This window comes from Enterobacter sp. 118C5, from assembly GCF_034107645.1.
Lineage (GTDB): Bacteria > Pseudomonadota > Gammaproteobacteria > Enterobacterales > Enterobacteriaceae > Enterobacter > Enterobacter nematophilus.
Map to the genome: position 1 here is coordinate 844,854 of NZ_JAWNEU010000001.1, position 23,560 is coordinate 868,413.

The window sequence follows — 23,560 nt, forward strand, 5'->3', positions numbered from 1 at the left end:
ACTTTAATCTTAAACTTTTTATAAGGTCAACCGGATCGCCATCTCTCACGGAGCTAAAATGCAAACTATTCTGGGAGCCAGCGGGCAAATAGCCCTTGAACTGGCCCGCGAGCTAAAACGCGGCTATACCGACGATATCAGGCTGGTCAGCCGCCATCCGCAGAAAATCAACGCCAGCGATACCCTCTTTGCGGCCAACCTCCTGGATGCACAGCAGACGCAGAAGGCGGTCAACGGCAGCAACACGGTCTATTTTACTGCCGGTCTGCCGCCAGATTCCGCGCTCTGGGAGCGCCAGTTTCCGACCATGCTAGAAAACGCCCTGCAAGCCACGCGAAGCGCGGGCGCAAAATTCGTCTATTTTGATAATACCTATATGTATCCTCAGAACGACGTGCCGCAAACCGAAGAGACGCGCTTTGCGCCCCGGGGACGGAAAGGCAACGTGCGTGCGCTGATGGCCAACCGGGTGCTTGATGAAATGCAGCGGGGCGATATTCCCGTTCTCATTGGTCGGGCACCGGAGTTTTACGGGCCTGAGAAAACGCAGAGCTTCACGAACGCGCTCATTATCGACAGGCTTAAGCAGCACAAACGCCCGCGCGTTCCGGTACGTGACGATACGCGTCGCACCCTCATCTGGACGCCAGATGCCAGCCGCGCGCTCGCCCTGCTGGGCAATACGCCGGAGGCCTTCGGGCAGACGTGGCATTTACCCTGCTGCGACGAAAGGCTGACGTATCAAAAGTTTGTCACTCTCGCCTGTGAGATCTTCGGCCAGAAAGCGGACTACGCCGTGCCGGGCAAGCTGGCATTCGCCGCGACGGCGCTGTTTTCGCAGGGTGCGCGCGAAATGTGGGAACTGTTGCCCAGATATGACGCTGACAATCTCTTTGATTCAACGAAGTTCAGGCAGCGTTTCCCCGAATTCGCCGTTACCCCTTACCGACAAGGGCTTGAAAGCATCTGGCATGAGTGGAATTCGAAAACATATAAAACAGCATAACTACGTTGCCGCACCGTCAGGGGGCGGCCCCTAAATTGTGACAACGTCACATTACAATCTCGTGTTTAGGACTATTCTGCCTGCCCGACAATCAGCCCTTATGCCATCAGGCCTGGCTGAAGGTTGCCACTAGTTTCATAGGGTTACTGATTTCACCCCTTCGCTGGAACCCTTCCCAAACGCTTGCTATAGGTCAATTACCCCTGCCGAAACATGGCATAACAACAGGCAACCGTCGGTTGCTATAACGCATGCGCACAGGGAGACACACCGCAATGCACCCATTACTCAAACGCTCGCTGCTGTTTGTCGGCGCCATTTTCGTGGTCCTCGCCCTCCTCGTCTGGGGAATCGGGCTTGAGACAATCAAGGCGCGCCAGGTTGACCTGGTCTACCTCGGGCAACAGCACATGATTCTGGTTTTCTCGTCGATGTTTTTTGCCCTGCTGGTGGGCATTCCGGCCGGTATTTTGCTGAGTCGTCCGGCCGCGCGGGGCGTCGCCGAATACGTGATGCAAATATTCAACGTTGGCAACACCCTGCCGCCGCTGGCCGTGCTGGCGCTGGCGATGGTGGTGATAGGTATCGGCGATACGCCTGCCATCATCGCCCTGTTCCTCGCCTCGCTGCTGCCGATTGTGCGCAATACCTACGCCGGGTTGTGCTCGGTCCCGTCGTCGCTGCTGGAAGCGGCAAACGGCATTGGCATGACGAAATGGCAGCGCCTGCGTCAGGTTGAGCTGCCCAACGCCTGGCCGGTTATGCTCTCGGGGATCCGCATCGCCACCGCCATTAACGTCGGCACCGCGCCGCTGGCGTTCCTGATTGGCGCCAGCAGCTACGGCGAGCTGATTTTCCCGGGCATTTATCTGAACGATTTCCCGACCCTGATCCTCGGCGCGGCGGCCACCGCCCTGTTCGCCCTGATCCTCGACACCCTGCTGGCGGCGCTGGGTCGCGTGATGAGCCCCCATCTCGCTCGATAACAATAACAAGGAGCTTTTATGAGACTGTTTTCCAGCCTGACGGCGCTGTGTGCCGCGGCGCTGTTCACCGGCCAGGCGCTGGCAGCCCCGCTGATTCTGGCGACCAAGAGCTTTACCGAGCAGCATATTCTCTCGGCAATGACCGTACAGTACCTGCAAAAGAAAGGTTTCCAGGTTCAGCCAAAAACCAATATCGCCACGGTGATCTCCCGCAACGCGATGATCAACAAGCAGATTGATATGACCTGGGAGTACACCGGCACGTCGCTGATCATCTTCAACCACATCAACAAGCGCATGTCGCCGCAGGAATCATACGAGACGGTGAAGCGCCTCGACGCGAAGCACGGTCTGGTATGGCTCAAACCCGCCGACATGAACAACACCTATGCCTTCGCCATGCAGCGCAAGCGCGCCGAGGCGGAGCATATCAACACCATGTCAGAGATGGTGGCGAAAATTGAGCAGGTTCGCAAAACCAACCCGGACAAAAACTGGCTGCTGGGCTTAGACCTCGAATTTGCCGGGCGCAGCGACGGCATGAAGCCGCTGCAGGAGGCCTATAAGATGGATCTGGACCGTCCGCAAATCCGGCAGATGGACCCGGGTCTGGTCTATAACGCCGTGCGCGACGGCTTCGTCGACGCCGGGCTGGTTTACACCACCGACGGACGCGTGAAGGGCTTTGATCTCAAAGTGCTGGAAGATGATAAAGGCTTCTTCCCGAGCTACGCGGTCACCCCGGTGGTGCGCAAGGACACCCTGGAGGCCAACCCCGGTCTGGAAGAGGCGCTCAATACCCTCTCTGCCCAGCTCAACAACGACGTTATCACCGAGCTGAACAAGAAGGTGGATATCGACCATCAGTCACCGCAGCAGGTCGCCCGCGATTTCCTGCGTAGCAAGCAGCTGCTGTAGGAGGCGCTATGGATACCGTTCACTACATTCTGGACAACTGGGACTATCTGTTAACCCTGACGCTGCAGCATCTGTGGCTGGTGGCGCTGGCCGTGGGCTTAGCGATTATCATCGGCGTCCCGCTGGGCATTTTGATTGTCCGCCACAAGTGGCTGGCGACGCCGGTGCTGGGGATAGCGACCATCGTGCTGACCATCCCGTCCATTGCCCTGTTTGGCCTGATGATCCCGCTGTTTTCGCTGATCGGTCAGGGGATTGGCGCCCTGCCCGCTATAACGGCGGTGTTTCTCTACTCGCTGCTGCCGATCGTGCGTAACACCCACACGGCACTGGACAGCCTGCCGCCGGGCCTGCGCGAAGCCGGACGCGGCATCGGCATGACGTTCTGGCAGCGTCTGCGCTGGGTGGAAATTCCGATGGCGCTGCCGGTGATTTTCGGCGGGATCCGCACCGCCGTGGTAATGAACATCGGCGTGATGGCAATCGCCGCCGTGATAGGCGCGGGCGGGCTTGGCCTGCTGCTGCTTAACGGCATCGGCGGAAGCGATATTCGTATGCTGATTGCGGGCGCGCTGATGATCTGTCTTTTAGCGATTGTGCTCGACTGGCTGCTGCACCGTCTGCAGGTGGTTCTGACTCCAAAGGGGATTCGATAATGATAAAACTGGAAAACCTCACCAAACAATTTTCACAGAAGCACGGCCAGACCTTTAAGGCCGTCGATAACGTCAACCTCAACGTGCCTGAAGGGGAAATGTGCGTCCTGCTCGGCCCGTCCGGCTGCGGGAAAACCACCACCCTGAAGATGATTAACCGCCTCATCACCCCAAGCAGCGGGAACATCCTGATTAACGGCGAGGACACCAGCGGGATGGACACCGTGACCCTGCGCCGCAACATTGGCTACGTAATCCAGCAGATTGGCCTGTTCCCGAACATGACCATTGAAGAGAACATCACCGTCGTGCCGCGCATGCTGGGCTGGGATAAAGCGCGGTGCAAAGCCCGCGCCGAAGAGCTGATGGATATGGTGGCGATGGATCCGCACAAGTTCCTCCACCGCTATCCGCGCGAGATGTCCGGCGGCCAGCAGCAGCGTATTGGCGTTATTCGCGCCCTGGCGGCGGATCCCCCGGTGCTGCTGATGGATGAACCGTTCGGCGCGGTGGACCCGATCAACCGTGAGGTGATCCAGAACCAGTTCCTGGAGATGCAGCGCAAGCTGAAAAAAACCGTCATGCTGGTGAGCCACGATATCGACGAAGCCCTGAAGCTCGGCGACCGCATTGCGGTATTCCGTCAGGGAAAAATCGTCCAGTGCGCCAGCCCGGATGAACTGCTGGCGAAACCGGCGAACGAGTTTGTCGGCTCGTTTGTTGGCCAGGACCGCACGCTGAAGCGCCTGCTGCTGGTCTCCGCGGGCGACGTCACCGACCAGCAGCCGACCATTACGGTGCGGGGCTCTACCCCGCTTCCTGACGCGTTTGCCACCATGGACGATAACGATATTCGCGCGATTACCGTGGTTGACGAGCACGGCAAGCCGCTGGGCTTTGTGAAGCGTCGCGAAGCGCGCAACGCCAGCGGTACCTGCGCCGACATCCTGCATCCGTTCCGCATGACCGGCAAGGCCGAGGACAACCTGCGCGTGGTGCTTTCCCGTCTGTATGAAAGCAACACCAGCTGGATGCCGATCGTGGACGAGGACGGGCGCTATAATGGCGAAATTTCACAGGACTATATTGCCGAATACCTGAGCTCAGGGCGTACGCGCCGGGCGCTGAATATTCACAGCGACAGTTAATTTTCCGGCCGGGCATCGCCCGGCTTTTTCGCACGCATACCTTTTGCTAACCCCGCGATTTCCCGCCACAATATTGTATCGTCCCCGTTTAGTCGTAACTCATGCAACGTCTTCACGCTTACCCCGACATCCGCGCGATGTTTCGCCGACTGCTGATTGCCACCGTTACCGGCGTGCTCGCCGCGCTGGCCGTTGCGGTGTTCCGTCACAGCATGTACCTGCTGGAGTGGCTGCTTCTGAGCAACGACAGCGGCAGCCTGGTGAATGCCGCCGCGTCGCTCTCTCCCTGGCGACGCGCGCTTACGCCTGCGCTGGGTGGGCTTGCTGCCGGATTGTTGCTCTGGGGATGGCAGCGCCTGACCGCCCAGCGTCCCCACGCGCCGACCGATTATATGGAAGCGCTGGAGACCGGCGACGGTCAGTTTGACTACGGCGCGAGCCTCGTTAAATCTCTTGCTTCGCTGCTGGTCGTTGCCAGCGGAAGCGCCATCGGCCGTGAAGGAGCCATGATCCTGCTTGCCGCCCTCGCCGCCTCCTTTTTCGCCAGGCGATTTACGCCCAAATCCGAATGGAAGCTTTGGATCGCCTGTGGCGCCGCCGCCGGGATGGCCAGCGCCTACCATGCCCCCCTGGCCGGCAGCCTGTTCATCGCTGAGATTCTGTTTGGCACGCTAATGCTGGCCTCGCTCGGCCCCGTGGTGATTGCGGCGGTGGTCGCGCTTCTCACCACGCAGCTCCTGGCACCGGGTGCCGGTACGCTCTACGAGGTCCATCTGAGCGGCATCCTCACCGCGACAGATTATGCTCTGCTGGTCGCAATGGGCCTGCTGGCAGGCCTCTGCGGACCGCTGCTAATGTGGCTAATGGCGTTCAGCCACGGGCTTTTTCTGCGCCTTAAGCTTTCGCCGCCGTGGCAGCTGGCGCTCGGCGGCTCGATCGTCGGGCTGCTTTCTCTTCTGACGCCGAAGGTGTGGGGGAACGGCTACAGCGTGGTTCAGGCTTTTCTTCTCGCCCCGCCGCTGCTCTCGGTGATTGCCGGGGTGTTTATCTGTAAATTGCTGGCGGTGCTGGCAAGCAGCGGTTCGGGGGCGCCGGGAGGGGTGTTTACGCCTACGCTGTTTGTCGGTATGGCAACGGGGATGCTGTTCGCGCAGCTTTTCGCGCTGTGGCTGCCGGGTTCTGAGACGGCGATGCTGCTGGGGCTGGCCGGAATGGCAACGCTGCTCGCCGCGACCACGCATGCGCCCATTATGTCGGCGCTGATGGTCTGTGAAATGACCGGGCAATATTTTTTACTGCCCGGTTTACTGGTCGCCTGCGTGATGGCGTCCGTACTGTCGCGAACGTTACGCCACGACTCGATCTACGGTCAACACGCCACCGAGGGCAGAGAGATCGATGTACTGCGCTAGCTCGCGCTGCTCGGCGCGAGGCAGATAAGGCAGCTCGCCAACCAGCGGGCCGGGCAGCTTGGTGCTCAGCACGTCGATGATCTCAGCGTAGTGCGCGAGGCCCGGATTAATGCGGTTTGCCACCCAGCCAACCAGCGGCAGGCCGTCATTGGCAATCGCCTGCGCCGTCAGCAGCGCGTGGTTGATGCACCCTTCCTGGATACCCACCACCATCACTACCGGCAGTTGCTCCTGCACGACCCATTCAGACAACGGGCGCAAATCATTCATCAGGCTGCGCCAGCCGCCCGTCCCTTCGACCACCACGTGATCGACCTGCTCGCTCAGGTTCGCCAGGCCGTCGGACAACAGGGGGTAATTGATCGGGCCGCTGTGCGCCACGCTGCTCTCCTCTTCGCTTAACGCAATAGGATTGACCGCGTGATAAGGCAGTTCCAGCGACGAGACGCTTTGCAGCACCAGGGCGTCTTTATTTCGCAATCCCTCTGGCGTCTCTTTACTCCCTTTTGCGACCGGTTTGTACCCTGCGACGCGTTTACCGCTTGCTGCCAGAGCCTGCAGCAATGCGCGGGATACAACGGTCTTGCCGACAGAGGTATCTGTACCAGTAACAAAGAAACGCTTAAGCATGACTCACTCCACCTCTTGGGTATGCTTCGAAAATATCAACCAGGTAAATAATTCAGTGGAGGAAGTCTACGGGATGCGTGCGCTACCCGGCTTGAGATAGCGCAATTTTTCTTACATCTGCGGAAAAGAGTTAACCCTGTAACAGGCGGATAAGCAGCGAGCCGTTGTACATGGCATCTTTGACCAGCGCCGCGCCGGCCATCGTGCCCTGGTTGGAAAACTGGGTACTTTCTACCGCAATGTTTCTGCTGTAGGCGGGAAGCGACTGCTGCTGAATACAGGCCGTAATCGCCGGAAAAAGGATCTCCGCCGCCTGGCTCAGCGGTGAGCCAATCAGGATTTTTTGCGGATTGAAGAGGTTCACCATAATCGCCAGAATGCGGCCTACGTTATTTCCCACTCCGGTAATAATGTCCTTCGCCAGCAGATCTCCCTGACGCGCGGCGGCGCAGAGGGAATCCACCGTTAAGGGCTGGCCGTGAAGCGAGGAGCTCATGGACTGGCTGAGCCTCACCTGCGCCAGTTCAAGCACGCTTTCCACGCTGGCGATCGTCTCCAGACAGCCATGGTTCCCGCAGTAGCAGCGCTTGCCGTACGGGTCGACCTGGGTGTGGCCAATCTCCACCAGGCTGCTGCTTCCGGCGTGGAGGAGCCGTCCGTCGGTGATCACCCCCGCCCCGACGTTATGGTCGATGACCACCTGAATGACGTCACGCGCACCGCGCGACGCGCCGAACAGCGCTTCCGCCATCGTCCAGGCGCTGATGTCGTGCTGAATATAGACCGGCACGCCGGTATGGTTTTCCAGCACTTCGCCCAGGGGCATCTCTTTAACATCGTCGTAAAACGGCATGCGGTGAACAATACCATTTTCGGTATCAATAATGCCGGGCATGGTGATGGCAATCGCCGTTAAGCGTTCAAGCCGCTGCTGATGGCGAATAAAGAAGCGATCGATATGGGAGACAATCGCATCGAGAAGCGGTTCCTCGGCGTTGAGCGGCAGCTCAAGCCGGTCTTCCACCACCAGCTTGCTGCTGAGGTCGCGCAGCGCAAGGAAGATCTCTCCGCGGCTGATGCGCAGCGAGAGGTAGTGCCAGGCTTCGGTCTCGACCACCAGGCCAACCGCCGGACGACCACGGCTGCCCGGCTCCTGAATTTCCGTCTCCTGGACCAGGTGCGCTTCCAGCATTTCGCGGACAATTTTGGTGATACTGGCGGGTGCCAGCTGTGCCAGGCGCGACAGATCGATACGCGAAACCGGACCAAGCTGATCAATCAGGCGATACACCGCGCCAGCGTTGGTCTGCTTAATCTGATCAATATGCCCTGGCTGACTATCAGCAACCACCTCGTACTCCCTTATTTTCGAGCTTCGAAATAAACTTTTGGCTATGGTGAAGCACTTCCATGGGTGTCGTCAAATATTTACTTAGCCATGTGATTTACCGCACATTTTTACCCGTTTTTCCCGGGAAATATCAGACCGCGGAGGCCTGGATTAACCGCTGTTTGAAGCGCTGCGCAGCATGGCTCTGTTCGCGATGTTTTGACCACACCAGCCACATCTCGGACACGGCATCCTCCTCGGCAATGGTCACCCAGCGCATTTCGCGCAGCTGTACCCGCTTAAAGGAGGCCGGGAGTATCGACACCCCAAGCCCGGCGGCGACCAGGCCGATAATGGTCATCGCCTCTCCCACTTCCTGGGTGATGACCGGGGCAAGATCGTAGCGGCGCATCAGCCCCAGAATATCGTCATACAGGCCCGTCCCGACCTGCGGGTCAAAAAAGACAAACGGCTCTTTTGCCAGCTCTGCCAGCGAAACCGCCGGACGCGACGCCAGCGGGTGGTCGTTCGGGATCATGGCCATCAGCGGTTCGCGCAGGATCACCTCCCACGCCAGGGTGTCCGGCAGCTGGGTATTACGCATCAGCCCCAGATCGAGCGCGCCTTCGTTCAACGGCGCAATCTGCTCGCGGGTATTAATTTCGCGCGTCTGAATATGCACGTCCGGAAAATGACGGCGGAATGACGATAGCGTCTGCGAGACGGCGCTGATAAACGGCGCGGACGAGGTAAACCCGATCCGCAGCTCTCCGGCTTCCCCAAGATAGAGCCGTTCCGCCCGGGCGGCGGCGTCGTCGACCATGCTCAGGATTTGGCGGCTGTCGATCAGAAACTGCTTACCCGCCGCCGTCAGGCTCACGCTGCGGTTGGTGCGGGCCAGAAGACGCGCCCCGACCTGCTGCTCGAGGATTTGAATCTGCTGGCTTAAGGGCGGCTGAGAAATATTCAGCCGCGCCGCCGCGCGGCCAAAATGCAGCTCCTCGGCGACGGCGACAAAGTAGCGAAGATGACGCAGCTCGATATTCATATTTTTAAAGTATCATTTGAGATTATTAATATATTAGACAGAATATTTACATTTTCCTACCCTGAAGGCGTGGTCATACCCGTCACCAGAAATCACGGGGATGTTTAAGCAAGGAAACTGTGTGAGTCGTACATCTACCATTGATATCGATCCGGCCAGAGATATTAATGATTTGCCTGTAGCATCGCAGCCGGTTCAGTTCATCAAACGCGGTACCCCCCAGTTTATGCGCGTCACCTTGGCGCTCTTTTCCGCCGGTCTGGCAACGTTTGCCCTGCTCTACTGCGTTCAGCCGATCCTGCCCGTGCTCTCCCACGAGTTCGGCGTATCGCCCGCCAGCAGCAGCGTTTCGCTTTCCATTTCAACCGGGATGCTGGCAATTGGCCTGCTTTTTACCGGCCCGCTCTCCGACGCCATTGGCCGTAAACCGGTGATGGTAACCGCCCTGATGCTGGCCTCGGTCTGTACGTTACTCTCCACGATGATGACCAGCTGGCACGGCATTTTGATGATGCGCGCGCTGATCGGGCTATCGCTCAGCGGCGTGGCGGCAGTCGGGATGACCTATCTCAGCGAGGAGATCCACCCGAGCTTCGTTGCCTTTTCGATGGGGCTGTACATCAGCGGGAACTCGATTGGCGGCATGAGCGGGCGTCTGCTGAGCGGGGTGTTTACGGACTTCTTCAGCTGGCGCATTGCGCTGGCGGTAATCGGGTGCTTTGCGATGGCATCGGCCCTGATGTTCTGGAAAATCCTGCCGGAGTCGCGCCATTTTCGCCCGACTTCTCTGCGCCCGAAAACGCTGTTTATCAACTTCCGCCTGCACTGGCGCGACAAAGGTTTACCGCGACTGTTTCTGATGGGATTCCTGCTGATGGGTTCCTTCGTGACGCTGTTTAACTATATTGGCTACCGGCTGATGCTCTCGCCGTGGCATCTGAACCAGGCCGTTGTGGGTTTGCTTTCCGTGGCCTATCTCACCGGCACGTGGAGTTCGCCGAAAGCCGGGGCGATGACGGCGCGCTTTGGCCGCGGGCCGGTGATGCTGGTATTTACCGCGGTGATGCTGCTCGGCCTGCTGCTGACGCTCTTCTCTTCCCTGTGGCTTATCTTTGCCGGTATGCTGCTCTTCTCCGCAGGGTTCTTCGCCGCTCACTCGGTCGCCAGCAGCTGGATTGGCCCGCGCGCGCGTCGCGCCAAAGGACAGGCATCGTCACTGTATCTGTTTAGCTATTATCTGGGCTCAAGCATCGCCGGGACGCTGGGCGGCGTGTTCTGGCATCACTACGGCTGGAACGGCGTGGGCGGGTTTATCGCGCTGATGCTGTGCGCGGCGCTGCTGGTGGGAGCAAGTCTTCATAAACGTCTGAGATAGTAAGGGACTGATGCCCGGTAAGACGAGCGATCCCGATAAACGGCACCAGCGTACTGGTGCCGTTTCACGTTCAGGAATCCCAGGCCTGCTCTATCTTACCGGCTTCAAACTGCGGAGGCGGTTTTCGGAAGCGGCGCGTTAGCCATGCGAGGTAAAGAACCCCCAGTGCCGCCCAGATGAGGCCAAGCGTCAGGGACGTCGCTTCGAGGTTTATCCACAGCACGCCGACCGTTGCGGCACCAATGAGGGGCAGCAGGAAGTAGTGGAGCCGATCTTTCCACGTTTTGTTCAGCCCTTTACGCCGCCAGAAATGGTTGTACACCGAGAGATTAACAAACGTAAACGCCACCAGCGCGCCAAAGTTGATTAGCGCCGTCGCGGTCACGAGATCAAAGTACAGGGCCGACAGCGCCACTATCCCTACCATAATGACGTTCAGGGCCGGCGTGCGCCACTTCGGATGCACGTAGCCAAACACCCGCTCCGGGAAGACGTTGTCACGCCCCATCACGTACAACAAGCGTGAGACGCTGGCGTGCGAGGCCAGGCCTGAAGCGAGCGTATTCACAAACGTGGTGCACAGAAACACCGACTGGAAGAGCTTGCCGCCCACGTACAGCGCAATTTCCGGCAGCGCGGCGTCCGGGTTCTTGAAGCGCGCGATCGTCGGGAAAAAGAGCTGCATGAAAAACGAGGCAATAATGAATATCAGCCCGCCATACAGTGCGGTCAGGAAAATGGCTTTGGGAATAACCCGCGCCGCGTTTGGCGTCTCTTCCGACAGCGTGGTGACCGCGTCAAAGCCGAGGAAAGAGAAGCAGACGATCGTCGCGCCGGTAATAATCGGGATCAGATGTGCGTTCTCGCTGATAAACGGCTGGAGCGACCAGACGGTGCCAACCCCCTCACCCTTGTGCAGGCCATGCACCACGAGTATGACAAACACCACCATGATGGCGATCTGCACCAGCACAAACAGGGTGTTAAAGTTGGCGACCAAATTAACGCTCTTCAGGTTCGCCAGCGTCAGGATCGTCACAAACCCCACCACCCAGACCCACGGCGGGACTTCCGGGAACAGCGCGGAAAGGTAGATCTTCGCCAGCAGCACGTTGATCATCGGCAGGAAGAGATAGTCCAGCAGCGATGACCAGCCGACCATAAACCCCAGGTGGGGGCCGATCGATTTCTGCGTGTAGGTGTACGCAGAGCCCGCTTCCGGGAACTGTCGTACCAGCTTGCCGTAGCTGATGGCGGTAAACATGACGCCAGCAAGCGCAAGGAGATACGAGGCGGGCACGTGGCCATTGCTGATACCGGACACAATGCCGAAGGTATCAAACACGGTCATGGGAGTGAGGTAAGCCAGCCCCATCATGACCACCTGCCAGAGCTTGAGGGAACTGCGCAGCCGGGTTCTTCCGGCCATGCCCGGCGAATCAAGAGACGTGTTAGTCGCCATAAACCGTCCCCCCCATGCTTACCGTGGTTTGCAATTGCGTTGACCTTAACGCAAACCTGCTTAGCAAAGGGGGAAGTTGTAAAGAACATACGCGATCGTACCAGCGCAGCATCTCTGGCTCGCACTCACAGCAGGCGCCTGACTGGCCCCCTTCGCCCTGCGGATAGTTGAACATCTGCATCATTTCCTACCTCGTCACACAGTGTCGTTAAGAAAGTCCCTGTGCCGCCTGCGCTCCATAACGCGACTCCCGGGAGATAGCTGGCGTGCCAGCGAACAGTTCGGCCAGGCTCCGCGCAGGCCGTTTGGTGAAACGTATGAGATGAAACAAAGCGGCCCCTTACCGGGGCACGTTATCAGGCGTTTTTCAGCATCCACTCAATTTCTGTTTCGGTAATCAGGCGTTCAAACTGCAGTAATTCATCATTTTTGCAGGCGTGATAGACGTGGCAGAAATGTTCGCCCAGCCGCTCGCGAAGGTGATCGTTTTGCATAAATTCCCACAGCGCATCGCTCTGACGAATCGGGAACGGCAGTCCGTCCTGCTCCAGGCCATTGCCTTCAACTTCTTCCTGCAGGGGTAAATCGTTATCCAGCCCGTGAAGAATGCCGGCAAAAATCGCCGCCATCACCAGATACGGGTTCGCGTCTGCGCCCGCCACCCGGTACTCGACCCGATGGTTATGGCGATCGCCGCAGGGGATACGCAGGGCAACCGTGCGATTATTGTGTCCCCATGACGCCTGCGTCGGCACGTACATTCCCGGCTGGAAGCGGCGGTAGGAGTTGACGTTCGGTGCCAGCAGCGCCATGGACGCGGGCATCAGATCGATCATCCCGGCCAGCGCGCGTTTCAGCAGCGCGGAATCCTCGCCGCTGGCGTCTGCGAGCACGTTTTCGCCTCTGTTGTTTTGCATGCTGATGTGGATATGCATCCCGCTGCCCGCATGCTCTTCATACGGCTTTGCCATAAACGTGGCGTGCATCTTATGTTTTTCCGCCATCTGCCTGACGAGACGTTTTAGCGCCAGCGCATCATCGCAGGCGTCGAGCACGTTTTCCGTATGGTGCAGGTTAATCTCAAACTGGCCCGGGGAGGCCTCAGCCACGGCCCCGTCTGCGGGGATCAGCTGCAGCTGCGCCAGTTCGTCAATATCGTTCAGCACGTCAGCAAAGTGGTTCAGGTTATCAACCGAGTAGACCTGGCTCTGCGTGTTACGCACGTCGGTGCCTGGCGCGCAGGGTGGCTGCAGATAGCCGTCGGCATCGCGCTTACGGTCAAGTAAATAGAACTCCAGCTCTACCGCTACCACGGGGAACAGACCGCGCTGGCGCAGCTGCTGCCAGAGTCGGTTGAGTACGTTCCGCGGCTCAACGTCAAAGGGAGCGCCATCTTCATCGACCATGGTGAGCTGCACCTGACCAATGTATTCCGGGTCGGCGGCGGAGGGTGTCAGGGTGCCCGGTACCGGCACACAGATACAGTCCGGCTCGCCGAGCTCCTGCCCCAGGCCCGCCTCTTCCACGACGTTACCCAAAATGTCCATGGCGAAAACCGATGCCGGGAAATAGCAGCCTTTTTCAAGCTTGCTCAGTCCGGCAACCGGGATGCGCTTGCCGCGAAAACAGCCGTTCAGGTCGGTCAGGAGGACATCAATAAACTGGGTGTCAGGATACTTTTCTAAATAGCGCTTCACTTCCTGCGTAAAGGCGCTGCCCCGCCTCTCATCCGTGTGCTGCACAAAGTTCTCAACTTCTACGATATTGGTTTCCATGATTTACCACCGTTTTTGGGATTTGCGTTCGCTGCTCTGGACTGTCAAATATAATGTCCACACTATCGAATCTGTATGCAAACAAATTGTTTGTCAAATGTTAAATTAAGTTTGCAAAAGGCAGATCCCATTGCTAGATTGAGAAAATATTGAACGAAAAGGCCGTTTCACAGGCGAGAATGGCCTAAATTTAGTCCACTTTGTGAGGGCGATCATGGAAAATATAATGAACAAGCCAGTTATTGGCGTAGTGATGTGCAGAAACAGGCTTAAGGGTCATGAGACCCAGACCCTGCAAGAAAAGTACCTGAATGCCATTATTAACGCGGGGGGCTTACCTATTGCCTTACCGCATGCGCTGGCAGAGCCAGAGCTACTTACCGCTCTGCTGCCAACCCTGGACGGGATTTACCTGCCGGGCAGCCCAAGTAACGTGCAGCCGCACCTTTATGGTGAAAACGGCGATGAGCCTGACGCCGATCCCGGGCGAGATCTTCTGAGTATGGCGCTGATTGCCGCCGCGCTCGAAAGGCGCATCCCCATTTTCGCCATCTGCCGGGGGCTGCAGGAACTGGTTGTTGCGACGGGAGGAACGCTGTATCGCCGCCTGTTCGAGCAGAACGACCTGCTTGAGCACCGGGAAGATCCTGAACTGCCTGTTGAGCTACAATACGCCCCTTCTCATGAGGTTCAGGTTCAGGAGGGAGGACTGCTGTCTCAATTAATACCAGGCTGTAACACATTTTGGGTAAACTCGTTACACGGGCAAGGTGCACGAACGTTAGGACCACGGCTCCGCGTGGAGGCCCGCTCGACGGACGGGCTGGTCGAAGCGGTCAGCGTTCATGACCACCCCTTTGCCCTCGGCGTGCAATGGCACCCCGAATGGAACAGCAGCGAGTATGCCCTGTCACGTATGTTGTTTGATGGTTTTATCACCGCCTGTCAAAGCCACATTGCCGAGAAGCAACGGCTTTGACCACTACCGTAAAGGAAATGCAACTATGAGCGATGACGGACTGGCGCCAGGGAAACGTCTGTCTGAGATCCGCCAGCAGCTGGGTCTCTCGCAGCGGCGTGCCGCCGAACTGTCTGGGTTAACACACAGTGCCATCAGCACCATCGAGCAGGACAAAGTCAGTCCTGCCATCAGTACGCTGCAAAAGCTGCTGAAAGTTTATGGGCTGTCGCTCTCGGAATTCTTTTCGGAACCGGAAAAACCTGATGAACCGCAGGTGGTTATTAATCAGGAAGACCTTATCGAAATAGGCAGTCAGGGGGTTTCGATGAAGCTGGTTCATAACGGAAATCCGAACCGTACGCTGGCGATGATTTTTGAAACTTACCAGCCTGGAACCACGACCGGAGAGAGGATCAAACATCAGGGTGAGGAGATAGGTACGATACTGGAAGGTGAAATAGTGCTGACCATTAATGGCCAGCCTTATCACCTGGTTGCGGGGCAGAGCTATGCCATCAATACCGGCATACCTCACAGCTTCAGCAATACCTCGGCAGGCATCTGCCGCATTATCAGTGCCCACACCCCCACCACATTCTAATTACCACTCAGTCCCGGCGTAGGCGCGCTTACGCCGGGACAAATAAAAACGATCGATGTCGGCATTCAACGGGTTAATTCCCGGGATGCCTCACGGCTTCGTATTGCCTGAAACGGCCATGCCTTTATTTATCTGATTGCGAAAGAAAGGAGTGAATATGCATTTTCAGCACCTGACTTACTGGCAGGATAAAGCAAAAAACAGCGCCATTGAGACCCGGTTATTTATTAACGGTGCCTATTGTGACGCCGCCGATAATGCCACGTTTGAAACCGTCAATCCCGCAACCCAACAGACGCTGGCGAACGTGGCCCGGGGCAAGCAGGCGGACGTGGACCGTGCGGTTCAGGCCGCGCGTGAGGTATTTGAGCGCGGAGACTGGTCGCAGGCGTCTCCGGCGCAGCGCAAGGCCGTGCTGAATAAGCTCGCCGATTTGATGGAGCGCCACGGCGAAGAACTGGCCTTACTGGAAACGCTGGACACCGGTAAACCGATCCGCCACAGCCTGCGCGACGATATTCCCGGCGCGGCTCGCGCCATACGCTGGTACGCCGAAGCGGCGGATAAAGTCTACGGCGAAGTGGCGCCTACGGGGCCGGGCGAGCTGGCGATGATCGTGCGCGAGCCGATCGGGGTTGTCGCGGCCATCGTCCCCTGGAACTTCCCGCTGCTGCTGGCCTGCTGGAAGCTGGGCCCGGCACTGATTGCGGGCAATAGCGTGGTATTGAAACCGTCGGAGAAATCGCCGCTCACCGCCCTGCGGCTGGCCGGGCTGGCGAAAGAGGCGGGCCTGCCGGACGGCGTGTTGAATGTGATAAGCGGTTACGGTCACGAAGCGGGCCAGGCGCTGGCACTGCATCCTGAGGTCGAGGTGCTGACGTTTACCGGCTCTACCCGTACCGGTAAGCAGCTGTTGAAGGACGCGGGAGAAAGTAACATGAAGCGCGTCTGGCTGGAGGCAGGCGGCAAGAGCGCCAACATTATCTTTGCCGACTGTCCGGACCTGGACAAGGCCGTGAGCGCGACCGCCGCCGGGATTTTTTATAACCAGGGGCAAGTCTGTATCGCCGGAACCCGCCTGCTGCTTGAAGACAGCATCGCCGATGACTTCCTGGCAAGGCTGAAAGCGCAGGCCCGTCACTGGCAGCCGGGCAATCCGCTCGACCCTGACAGCACGATGGGCATGCTCATAGACGCTGCGCACGCCGATACCGTCCACACGTTTATTCGCGAGGGAACCCGGAAAGGTACGCTGCTGGTGGACGGGCGGGAACAATCATGGCCTTCCGCAGTCGGTCCCACCATTTTTGTCGACATCAACCCTGCCTCCCCGCTGTGCCGGGAAGAGATTTTCGGGCCGGTGCTGGTCGTCACCCGTTTTAAAACCGAAGAGGAAGCCTTAACGCTGGCCAACGACAGTGAATATGGGCTTGGCGCGGCGGTATGGACCCGCGATCTCTCCCGCGCGCACCGCATGAGCCGCCGCCTGAAAGCAGGCTCGGTCTTCGTCAATAACTATAACGACGGCGATATGACCGTACCCTTTGGCGGCTATAAGCAGAGCGGCAACGGTCGCGATAAGTCCCTGCACGCGCTGGAAAAATTTACCGAACTGAAAACCATCTGGATTGCCCTGGAGCCTCAATCATGACCGAACATACCACCAGCTACTACGCGGCCAGCGCGAACGCTTACGAACCTTTCCCGACGCTTAACGAGTCGATCAGCTGTGACGTGTGCGTGGTGGGCGGCGGCTATACCGGCCTCTCCTCCGCGCTGCATCTGGCTGAAATGGGCTACGACGTGGTGCTCCTCGAAGGGGCGCGCATCGGCTTCGGCGCCAGCGGACGCAACGGCGGCCAGCTGGTTAACTCCTACAGCCGCGATATCGACGTGATTGAGAAAAACTACGGACCCGATGCCGCAAAAGTCCTCGGAAGCATGATGTTTGAAGGCGGGGAGATCATCCGGGAGCGGATCCAGCGCTATCAGATCCAGTGCGACTATCGTCCCGGCGGGCTGTTTGTGGCGCTAAACCATAAGCAGCTGGAGACGCTGGAGGAGCAAAAAGCCAACTGGGAACGCTACGGCAACACGCAGCTGGAGCTGCTGGACGCTAACGCCATCCGCCGGGAAGTCGACAGCGAACGCTATACCGGCGCGCTGCTGGACCGCAGCGGGGGGCATATCCATCCGCTGAACCTGGCAATCGGCGAAGCGGACGCCATTCGCCTGAACGGCGGCCGGGTGTATGAACGGTCCCCGGTGACCGCCATTCAGCACACCAGCCCGGCCGTGGTGAGCACGCAGCATGGCCAGGTGACGGCCCGCTACGTGATCGTCGCCGGGAATGCCTATCTGGGCGATAAGATAGAACCGGAACTGGCAAAACGCAGCATGCCCTGCGGCACCCAGGTGGTGACCACCGCCCCGCTGCCGGAGGAGGTCGTCCGCACGCTGATCCCCAATAACTATTGCGTGGAAGATTGCAACTACCTGCTGGATTACTACCGCCTCACCGCCGACAACCGCCTGCTGTACGGCGGTGGCGTCGTCTATGGCGCGCGCGATCCGGACGATGTCGAGCGCCTGGTGATGCCAAAGCTGCTGAAAACCTTCCCGCAGCTGGCAGGCGTCAAAATCGACTACCGCTGGACGGGCAACTTCCTGCTGACCCTGTCGCGGATGCCGCAGTTTGGCCGTCTGGATAAGAACATCTATTACATGCAGGGCTACAGCGGCCACGGCGTGACCTGCACCCACCTGGCCGGACGGCTGATCTCGGAGCTGTTGCGCGGTGACGCCGAGCGCTTTGATGCGTTTGCCAACCTCCCGCACTACCCCTTCCCGGGCGGCCGCAGCCTGCGGATTCCATTCACGGCGATGGGCGCGGCGTACTACAGCCTGCGCGATCGTCTTGGCGTATGATCGTTTCGACAAAAGGGTATCTGACATGAGTAACCAGGAATTTCATCAGCGCAGACTTTCTGCCACCCCGCGCGGCGTAGGCGTAATGTGTAACTTCTTTGCCCGGACGGCGGAGAATGCCACCCTCACCGACGTGGAAGGCAACGACTATATTGATTTCGCCGCCGGGATCGCGGTCCTGAATACCGGCCATCGTCATCCTGAACTGGTCGCGGCAGTGGAAAAACAGCTTCACCAGTTCACCCACACGGCCTACCAGATTGTGCCGTATGAAAGCTACGTTTCATTAGCCGAAAAACTTAACGAACTGGCCCCGATTCAGGGCCCGGCCAAAACGGCGTTCTTCACAACGGGCGCGGAAGCGGTGGAAAATGCCGTTAAAATCGCCCGGGCCCACACCGGCAGACCGGGCGTGATTGCCTTCGGGGGAGGCTTCCACGGCCGAACCTATATGACCATGGCGTTAACCGGCAAGGTCGCGCCCTATAAGCTGGGATTTGGCCCGTTCCCCGGGTCGGTTTATCACGTGCCGTATCCCTCCGAGCTGCACGGCATTACGACGCAGGATGCCATCACGGCGATAGAACGCCTGTTCAAAGCGGATATTGAGGCGAAACAGGTGGCGGCGATTATTTTTGAACCCATTCAGGGTGAAGGCGGATTCAACGTCGCCCCGCCCGAGCTGGTGGCCGCCATCCGCCGCATCTGCGATGAGCACGGGATCGTAATGATTGCCGACGAAGTGCAGAGCGGCTTCGCCCGTACGGGTAAACTGTTTGCCATGGAACACTACGCGGACAAGCCCGACCTGATGACGATGGCGAAAAGCCTGGCAGGCGGAATGCCGCTGTCCGGCGTGGTGGGCCGCGCCGAGATTATGGACGCGCCGGCGCCCGGCGGTCTGGGGGGGACCTATGCAGGCAACCCGCTTGCGGTGGCCGCCGCGCACGCGGTGCTGAATATTATCGACAACGAGTCGCTGTGCGCCCGCGCCTGCCATCTGGGGGATCGGCTGAAAGCCACGCTGGAGGAGATTCAGGGCAGTTTTCCTGCGCTCGTGGCGATAAGGGGAAGAGGATCGATGATTGCGGCGGAGTTTTTTGATCCCGAGAGCCGTGAACCTTCGGCCGCCATCGCTCAGGCGATCCAGCAAAAGGCGCTCGCCCAGGGCCTGCTGCTGTTGATCTGCGGCCAGTACGGTAACGTGATCCGCTTTCTTTATCCGCTGACCATCCCGGATGCCCAGTTCACCCAGGCGCTGGCGATCCTGCAACAGGTTATGCGTGATAAGGCCTAAGCGCCCGCAGAAAACCGTCTCCCGGCATTCCGGAGGCGGTTTCAACGGAGGAGATCGGCACAGATTTCCTCCGTGCGGGAAATGTTGGGGAATTTGGTCTGTTTCATTGTATGCTCCCTGAAACACATCCCTGGCAAGAGGAAACAAGAATTGCAAAAAACATCCGCCTATCAGTCACTTGTGAAAACCTTCCAGCGTCTCTCCCGCTTCTCTCACCTCTCCTCTATCGCCAGCTGGGACATGTTCACCATGATGCCACCAGGCGGCAGCGCCGCGCGCGGTGAAGCGCTGGCGGAGATGAGCGTCCTGCAACATCAGATCCTGACCGATAAAAAAGTCGGCGACATGTTAGCGGCCGCAGCAGGGGAAAACCTGAATGACGTCGAACAGGCCAACCTGCGCGAAATGACGCGACAGTACCAGCAGGCCACCCTGCTGCCGGAATCGCTGGTGGAAGCCAAATCGCTCGCGGGCAGCAGGTGCGAGCACGCCTGGCGTACTCAGCGCCCCGCCAACGACTGGCAGGGCTTTTCCGCCAACCTGAAAGAAGTGGTGAAACTCAGCCGTGAAGAAGCCCGCCTGCGCGCCGAGGCCAAAGGCTGTACGCCGTACGACGCGCTGCTGGATATTTTTGAGCCGGACATGACCAGCGCGCGCCTGGACGTGCTGTTTGGCGATATGAAAACCTGGCTGCCGGACCTGCTGGCAAGCGCGGTGGAGAAACAGGCACAGCGGTCGTTCGTTCCGCCGCAGGGCCCCTTCCCGACGGCAACCCAGCGCGAGCTGGGGCTGGAAGCCATGAAGATGCTTGGCTTCGATTTTAACGGCGGACGCCTGGACGTGAGCGCGCACCCGTTCTGCGGCGGCGTGCCGGAAGATGTGCGCATCACCACGCGCTATGATGAGGACGAACTGCTCAGCGCGCTGTTTGGCGTGATCCACGAAACCGGACACGCGCGCTACGAACAAAACCTGCCGCGCGCATGGGCGGGCCAGCCTATTGCCCTCGCCCGCTCAACCGCGATCCATGAATCCCAGAGCCTGTTCTTTGAGATGCAGCTGGGGCGCAGCGAAGCCTTCCTCAAGCACCTCCTCCCTGCCGTTCACGCCCGCTTTGGCAGCCAGGCGGCGTTTAGCGAAGAGAACTTTATCGCCTGGAACCAGCGCGTGAAGCCAGGCTATATCCGCGTCGATGCCGACGAAGTGAGCTACCCGGCACACGTGGTGCTGCGCTATGAGATTGAGCGCGCGCTGATCAACGGCGAGATCGAGGTGGACGATATCCCCGCCCTGTGGGATGAGAAAATGCAGGCCTGGCTCGGGTTATCCACCAAAGATAACTACCGCAACGGCTGTATGCAGGATATCCACTGGACCGACGGCGGGTTTGGTTACTTCCCGTCGTACACGCTGGGCGCGATGTACGCCGCGCAGCTGTTCCATGCGGCTAAGACCGCGCTTCCGGGACTGCAGTCCTCCATCGCTGAAGGCGATTTTTCCGCCCTCTTTGAGTGGCTGCGTCAGAACATCTGGCAGCACGGCAGCCGCTTCAGCACGTCGCAGTTAATCACCCAGGCGACGGGGGAAGATCTGAATATCCGCTACTTCCGCGAACACCTCACCTCACGCTACCTGTAATGACAAGGCCGGGGTTCTTCCCCGGCCTTGTACATATGGTTACACGCCGATACCAATCACTCACGGAAACCCCGAATTTACAGGGATATAGTTATTTCAACGGCCCCGCAGTGGGGTTAAATGAAAAACCAAATTCGAGGGTATGAACATGAAAAAAGTATTAGCTCTGGTTGTTGCCGCTGCTATGGGTCTGTCTTCTGCTGCGTTTGCTGCTGAAACCACTGCTGCACCAGCTGCTGCGGCACCGGCTGCAACGACTACCGCGGCGCCAGCAAAAACCGTACATCACAAGAAACACCACAAAGCCGCTAAACCGGCTGCAGAGCAAAAAGCCCAGGCCGCTAAAAAGCACCACAAAAAAGCCGCTAAACCAGCCGTAGAGCAGAAAGCTCAGGCTGCTAAAAAGCACCACAAGAAAGCCGCTAAACCAGCCGTCGAGCAGAAAGCCCAGGCTGCGAAAAAGCATCACAAAAAAGCAGTAAAACACGAAGCTGCTAAACCAGCTGCACAGCCAGCTGCGTAAGCGTACAAGCTTAACCGTGCCCTTCGGGGCACGTTGGTAAACCGGCGCTGAACCGGAAAAGGTTCTGCGCCGTTTTTTTATCCGGAGGGCGTATGCTGCGACGCTATCGGTTTGAGCTGATTCTTATCCTGCTTATTTTATGCGCGCTCATCGCAAGCCATTTTTATCTTTCCTGACTGTAGCACGCTGATTTTACTCCCACTTTAGCGCCGTCCCGTCTATAGTATTTTCATAGGGTTCACTTTTAATAATCATAATTACCCCCACCAGAGTGTGATATGCGTAAATCTGTTGTGTTGTTGCTGGGAACGTTTGGCCTTTTTTCTGGATTTTCACAGGCGGATGATGGCGGTGATAACGCCATTAGCGCGAAAGAGCTAAAGACGCTTTTTTTCGGTCATGACGATCGTACCCGCGTCACCGATCCTACCCAGGCTCCCTGGGATGCTATAGGCCAACTGGAAACCGCCAGCGGCAACCTGTGTACCGCGACGCTGATCACCCCGCAATTAGCGCTGACGGCGGGCCACTGCCTGTTGACGCCACCCAACGGAAAGCCAGACAAAGCGGTTGTCTTACGATTTGTGTCGCAAAAAGGGATCTGGCGCTATGAAATCCACGGCATTGAAGGCCGGGTGGATGCTTCGCTCGGTAAGCGACTGAAGCCGGATGGCGACGGCTGGATTGTGCCGCCCGCGGCAGCCTCGTGGGATTTTGGCCTGATTATTTTGCGCTACCCGCCTTCGGGCATTACGCCGCTGCCGTTATTTGACGGCGATAAAGCGGCGCTCACCGCCGCGCTGAAAGCCGCCGACCGCAAGGTAACGCAGTCAGGCTACCCGGTCGATCATCTGGATGCGCTCTACACCCACACGGACTGTATCGTGACGGGCTGGGCGCAGACCAGCGTGCTTTCGCATCAGTGCGATACGTTGCCGGGCGACAGCGGTTCACCGCTGATGCTGAAAACCGATAACGGCTGGCAGTTGATTGGGGTACAAAGCTCCGCCCCGGCCGCAAAAGACCGCTGGCGAGCCGATAACCGGGCCTTATCCGTCACCGGCTTTCGCGATAAGCTGGAAGCGCTGGCTAAGGAGTAAGCCAGCGCGGCTGTCGGTGAATCAGGGTTACCGATTGATCAGGCGAGTTTTATCATGATCATGCCCGCCAGCAGCAATATCAGCCCTATCCAGCCTTTATTATTTAAACGCTGCCCGAAGAGCACCCACCCTGCGGCAAGGGTGGCGGCGATACCAAAACCGCCCCACAGCGCATAGGCCACAGACAGATCGATACCTTTGACCGCCTGTGACAGGGCGCTGAAGGCCCCCAGCACCGCGGCAATCGACATCAGGCCGTAAACTTTACGGCGAAAACCGTCGGAGAATTTCAGCAGAACGTTCGCCAGAATCTCCAGCACGATGGCGAAGCCCAGCCAGGCCGCGTGAACCCATTCAAACTGCTGCATGGTTCTGCTCCTTCTGCTGTTTGGTCGGTTTTCGGGTACCTGATTTAATCAGCACGATACCCGCGACCAGCGTCGTTAGTCCGGCGACCTTCATTGTTGTTAATGTTTCGTCGAATATCAGAACGCTGAAAAGCGTAATCAATAAAATACCGATCCCTTCCCACAGCGCGTAGGCCACACCCAGCGCGATTTTCTTCACCGCAAATGAGAGGAAAATATAAGAAAGGGAAATCATCACCAGCATTAAAATAAAACCGGTATTGCCCTCGCTGACGCTTGCCCATTTCATAGACAGCGTGCCGGTAATTTCAGCGAGAATAGCCAGGGCTAATAAGATCCAGTAAAACATGTTTTTCTCCTGCTTGAGAATATAATCCATCGTGGCCCGCCGCATGCGG

The 23,560-nt window shown here is 58.3% G+C and carries 22 protein-coding genes; 15 read left to right on the forward strand and 7 right to left on the reverse strand.

Annotated features, from left to right (window positions below):
• Positions 1-58: 58 nt before the first annotated feature.
• From UTO39_RS03940 to clcB, 6 genes are all read left to right on the forward strand, one after another.
• Positions 59-1,006, forward strand: a complete 948-nt coding sequence (locus UTO39_RS03940) for an NAD-dependent epimerase/dehydratase family protein (protein WP_061098361.1) — start codon at positions 59-61, stop codon at positions 1,004-1,006.
• 275 nt (positions 1,007-1,281) lie between these two features.
• On the forward strand, positions 1,282-1,992 hold the full coding sequence (osmY, locus tag UTO39_RS03945) for an ABC transporter permease (protein WP_248178801.1): 711 nt from the start codon (positions 1,282-1,284) through the stop codon (positions 1,990-1,992).
• Between the two features lie 18 nt (positions 1,993-2,010).
• Positions 2,011-2,910 (forward strand): osmoprotectant ABC transporter substrate-binding protein OsmX, encoded by a 900-nt coding sequence (osmX, locus tag UTO39_RS03950; protein ID WP_151413851.1) that lies wholly within the window; start codon positions 2,011-2,013, stop codon positions 2,908-2,910.
• An 8-nt stretch (positions 2,911-2,918) separates the two neighbouring features.
• Positions 2,919-3,566 (forward strand): osmoprotectant ABC transporter permease OsmW, encoded by a 648-nt coding sequence (osmW, locus tag UTO39_RS03955; protein ID WP_028012983.1) that lies wholly within the window; start codon positions 2,919-2,921, stop codon positions 3,564-3,566.
• Positions 3,566-4,714, forward strand: coding sequence for an osmoprotectant ABC transporter ATP-binding protein OsmV (osmV, locus tag UTO39_RS03960; RefSeq protein WP_061098363.1), 1,149 nt, complete (start codon positions 3,566-3,568; stop codon positions 4,712-4,714). The genes osmW and osmV overlap by 1 nt, the downstream gene beginning before the upstream one ends.
• Positions 4,715-4,815: 101 nt before the next feature.
• Complete coding sequence (gene clcB / locus UTO39_RS03965; protein WP_320726535.1) at positions 4,816-6,126, forward strand: voltage-gated ClC-type chloride channel ClcB; 1,311 nt, start codon at positions 4,816-4,818, stop codon at positions 6,124-6,126.
• Here the strand turns inward: clcB and bioD are convergent.
• The 3 genes from bioD to UTO39_RS03980 form a co-directional block, all read right to left on the reverse strand.
• Positions 6,061-6,756, reverse strand: coding sequence for a dethiobiotin synthase (gene bioD, locus UTO39_RS03970; protein WP_061098364.1), 696 nt, complete (start codon positions 6,754-6,756; stop codon positions 6,061-6,063). The genes clcB and bioD overlap by 66 nt on opposite strands.
• Positions 6,757-6,886: 130 nt before the next feature.
• Positions 6,887-8,107, reverse strand: coding sequence for a sugar metabolism global transcriptional regulator Mlc (gene mlc / locus UTO39_RS03975; RefSeq protein ID WP_041910244.1), 1,221 nt, complete (start codon positions 8,105-8,107; stop codon positions 6,887-6,889).
• A gap of 130 nt (positions 8,108-8,237) precedes the next feature.
• Entirely contained in the window at positions 8,238-9,134 is an 897-nt protein-coding gene (locus tag UTO39_RS03980; protein ID WP_048961364.1) for a LysR family transcriptional regulator, read from the reverse strand.
• A gap of 121 nt (positions 9,135-9,255) precedes the next feature.
• On the opposite strand from UTO39_RS03980, the gene UTO39_RS03985 reads away from it, so the two are divergent.
• Entirely contained in the window at positions 9,256-10,509 is a 1,254-nt protein-coding gene (locus UTO39_RS03985; protein ID WP_320726536.1) for an MFS transporter, read from the forward strand.
• 70 nt (positions 10,510-10,579) lie between these two features.
• On the opposite strand, the gene UTO39_RS03990 is transcribed toward UTO39_RS03985, so the two are convergent.
• Positions 10,580-11,971, reverse strand: coding sequence for an APC family permease (locus UTO39_RS03990; RefSeq protein WP_061098366.1), 1,392 nt, complete (start codon positions 11,969-11,971; stop codon positions 10,580-10,582).
• A 356-nt stretch (positions 11,972-12,327) separates the two neighbouring features.
• The gene (locus UTO39_RS03995) at positions 12,328-13,746 is read right to left on the reverse strand and encodes a glutamine synthetase family protein (protein ID WP_320726537.1); all 1,419 of its coding nucleotides are present in this window, start codon (positions 13,744-13,746) and stop codon (positions 12,328-12,330) included.
• A 214-nt stretch (positions 13,747-13,960) separates the two neighbouring features.
• Here UTO39_RS03995 and puuD point away from each other — a divergent pair, with 214 nt between their 5' ends.
• From puuD to UTO39_RS04035, 8 genes are all read left to right on the forward strand, one after another.
• The gene (gene puuD, locus UTO39_RS04000; RefSeq protein ID WP_028012974.1) at positions 13,961-14,725 is read left to right on the forward strand and encodes a gamma-glutamyl-gamma-aminobutyrate hydrolase; all 765 of its coding nucleotides are present in this window, start codon (positions 13,961-13,963) and stop codon (positions 14,723-14,725) included.
• Positions 14,726-14,750: 25 nt separating this feature from the next.
• On the forward strand, positions 14,751-15,308 hold the full coding sequence (puuR, locus tag UTO39_RS04005) for an HTH-type transcriptional regulator PuuR (RefSeq protein WP_013096835.1): 558 nt from the start codon (positions 14,751-14,753) through the stop codon (positions 15,306-15,308).
• A 157-nt stretch (positions 15,309-15,465) separates the two neighbouring features.
• Positions 15,466-16,959, forward strand: a complete 1,494-nt coding sequence (gene puuC / locus UTO39_RS04010; protein ID WP_320726538.1) for an aldehyde dehydrogenase PuuC — start codon at positions 15,466-15,468, stop codon at positions 16,957-16,959.
• Positions 16,956-18,236, forward strand: coding sequence for an FAD-binding oxidoreductase (locus UTO39_RS04015; protein WP_320726539.1), 1,281 nt, complete (start codon positions 16,956-16,958; stop codon positions 18,234-18,236). The genes puuC and UTO39_RS04015 overlap by 4 nt, the downstream gene beginning before the upstream one ends.
• A 25-nt stretch (positions 18,237-18,261) precedes the next feature.
• Positions 18,262-19,533, forward strand: coding sequence for a 4-aminobutyrate transaminase (gene puuE, locus UTO39_RS04020; RefSeq protein ID WP_253541773.1), 1,272 nt, complete (start codon positions 18,262-18,264; stop codon positions 19,531-19,533).
• Between the two features lie 150 nt (positions 19,534-19,683).
• A complete protein-coding gene (locus UTO39_RS04025) occupies positions 19,684-21,171 on the forward strand; it encodes a carboxypeptidase M32 (RefSeq protein WP_320726540.1) in 1,488 nt (495 codons plus the stop codon).
• A gap of 148 nt (positions 21,172-21,319) precedes the next feature.
• On the forward strand, positions 21,320-21,694 hold the full coding sequence (gene asr / locus UTO39_RS04030; protein WP_032642591.1) for an acid resistance repetitive basic protein Asr: 375 nt from the start codon (positions 21,320-21,322) through the stop codon (positions 21,692-21,694).
• 278 nt (positions 21,695-21,972) lie between these two features.
• On the forward strand, positions 21,973-22,794 hold the full coding sequence (locus tag UTO39_RS04035) for a serine protease (protein ID WP_028012967.1): 822 nt from the start codon (positions 21,973-21,975) through the stop codon (positions 22,792-22,794).
• Between the two features lie 38 nt (positions 22,795-22,832).
• Here the strand turns inward: UTO39_RS04035 and mdtI are convergent, their stop codons facing one another.
• Positions 22,833-23,162, reverse strand: a complete 330-nt coding sequence (mdtI, locus tag UTO39_RS04040; RefSeq protein WP_028012966.1) for a multidrug/spermidine efflux SMR transporter subunit MdtI — start codon at positions 23,160-23,162, stop codon at positions 22,833-22,835.
• On the reverse strand, positions 23,149-23,511 hold the full coding sequence (mdtJ, locus tag UTO39_RS04045) for a multidrug/spermidine efflux SMR transporter subunit MdtJ (RefSeq protein ID WP_061099675.1): 363 nt from the start codon (positions 23,509-23,511) through the stop codon (positions 23,149-23,151). The genes mdtI and mdtJ overlap by 14 nt, the downstream gene beginning before the upstream one ends.
• Positions 23,512-23,560 lie beyond the last annotated feature (49 nt).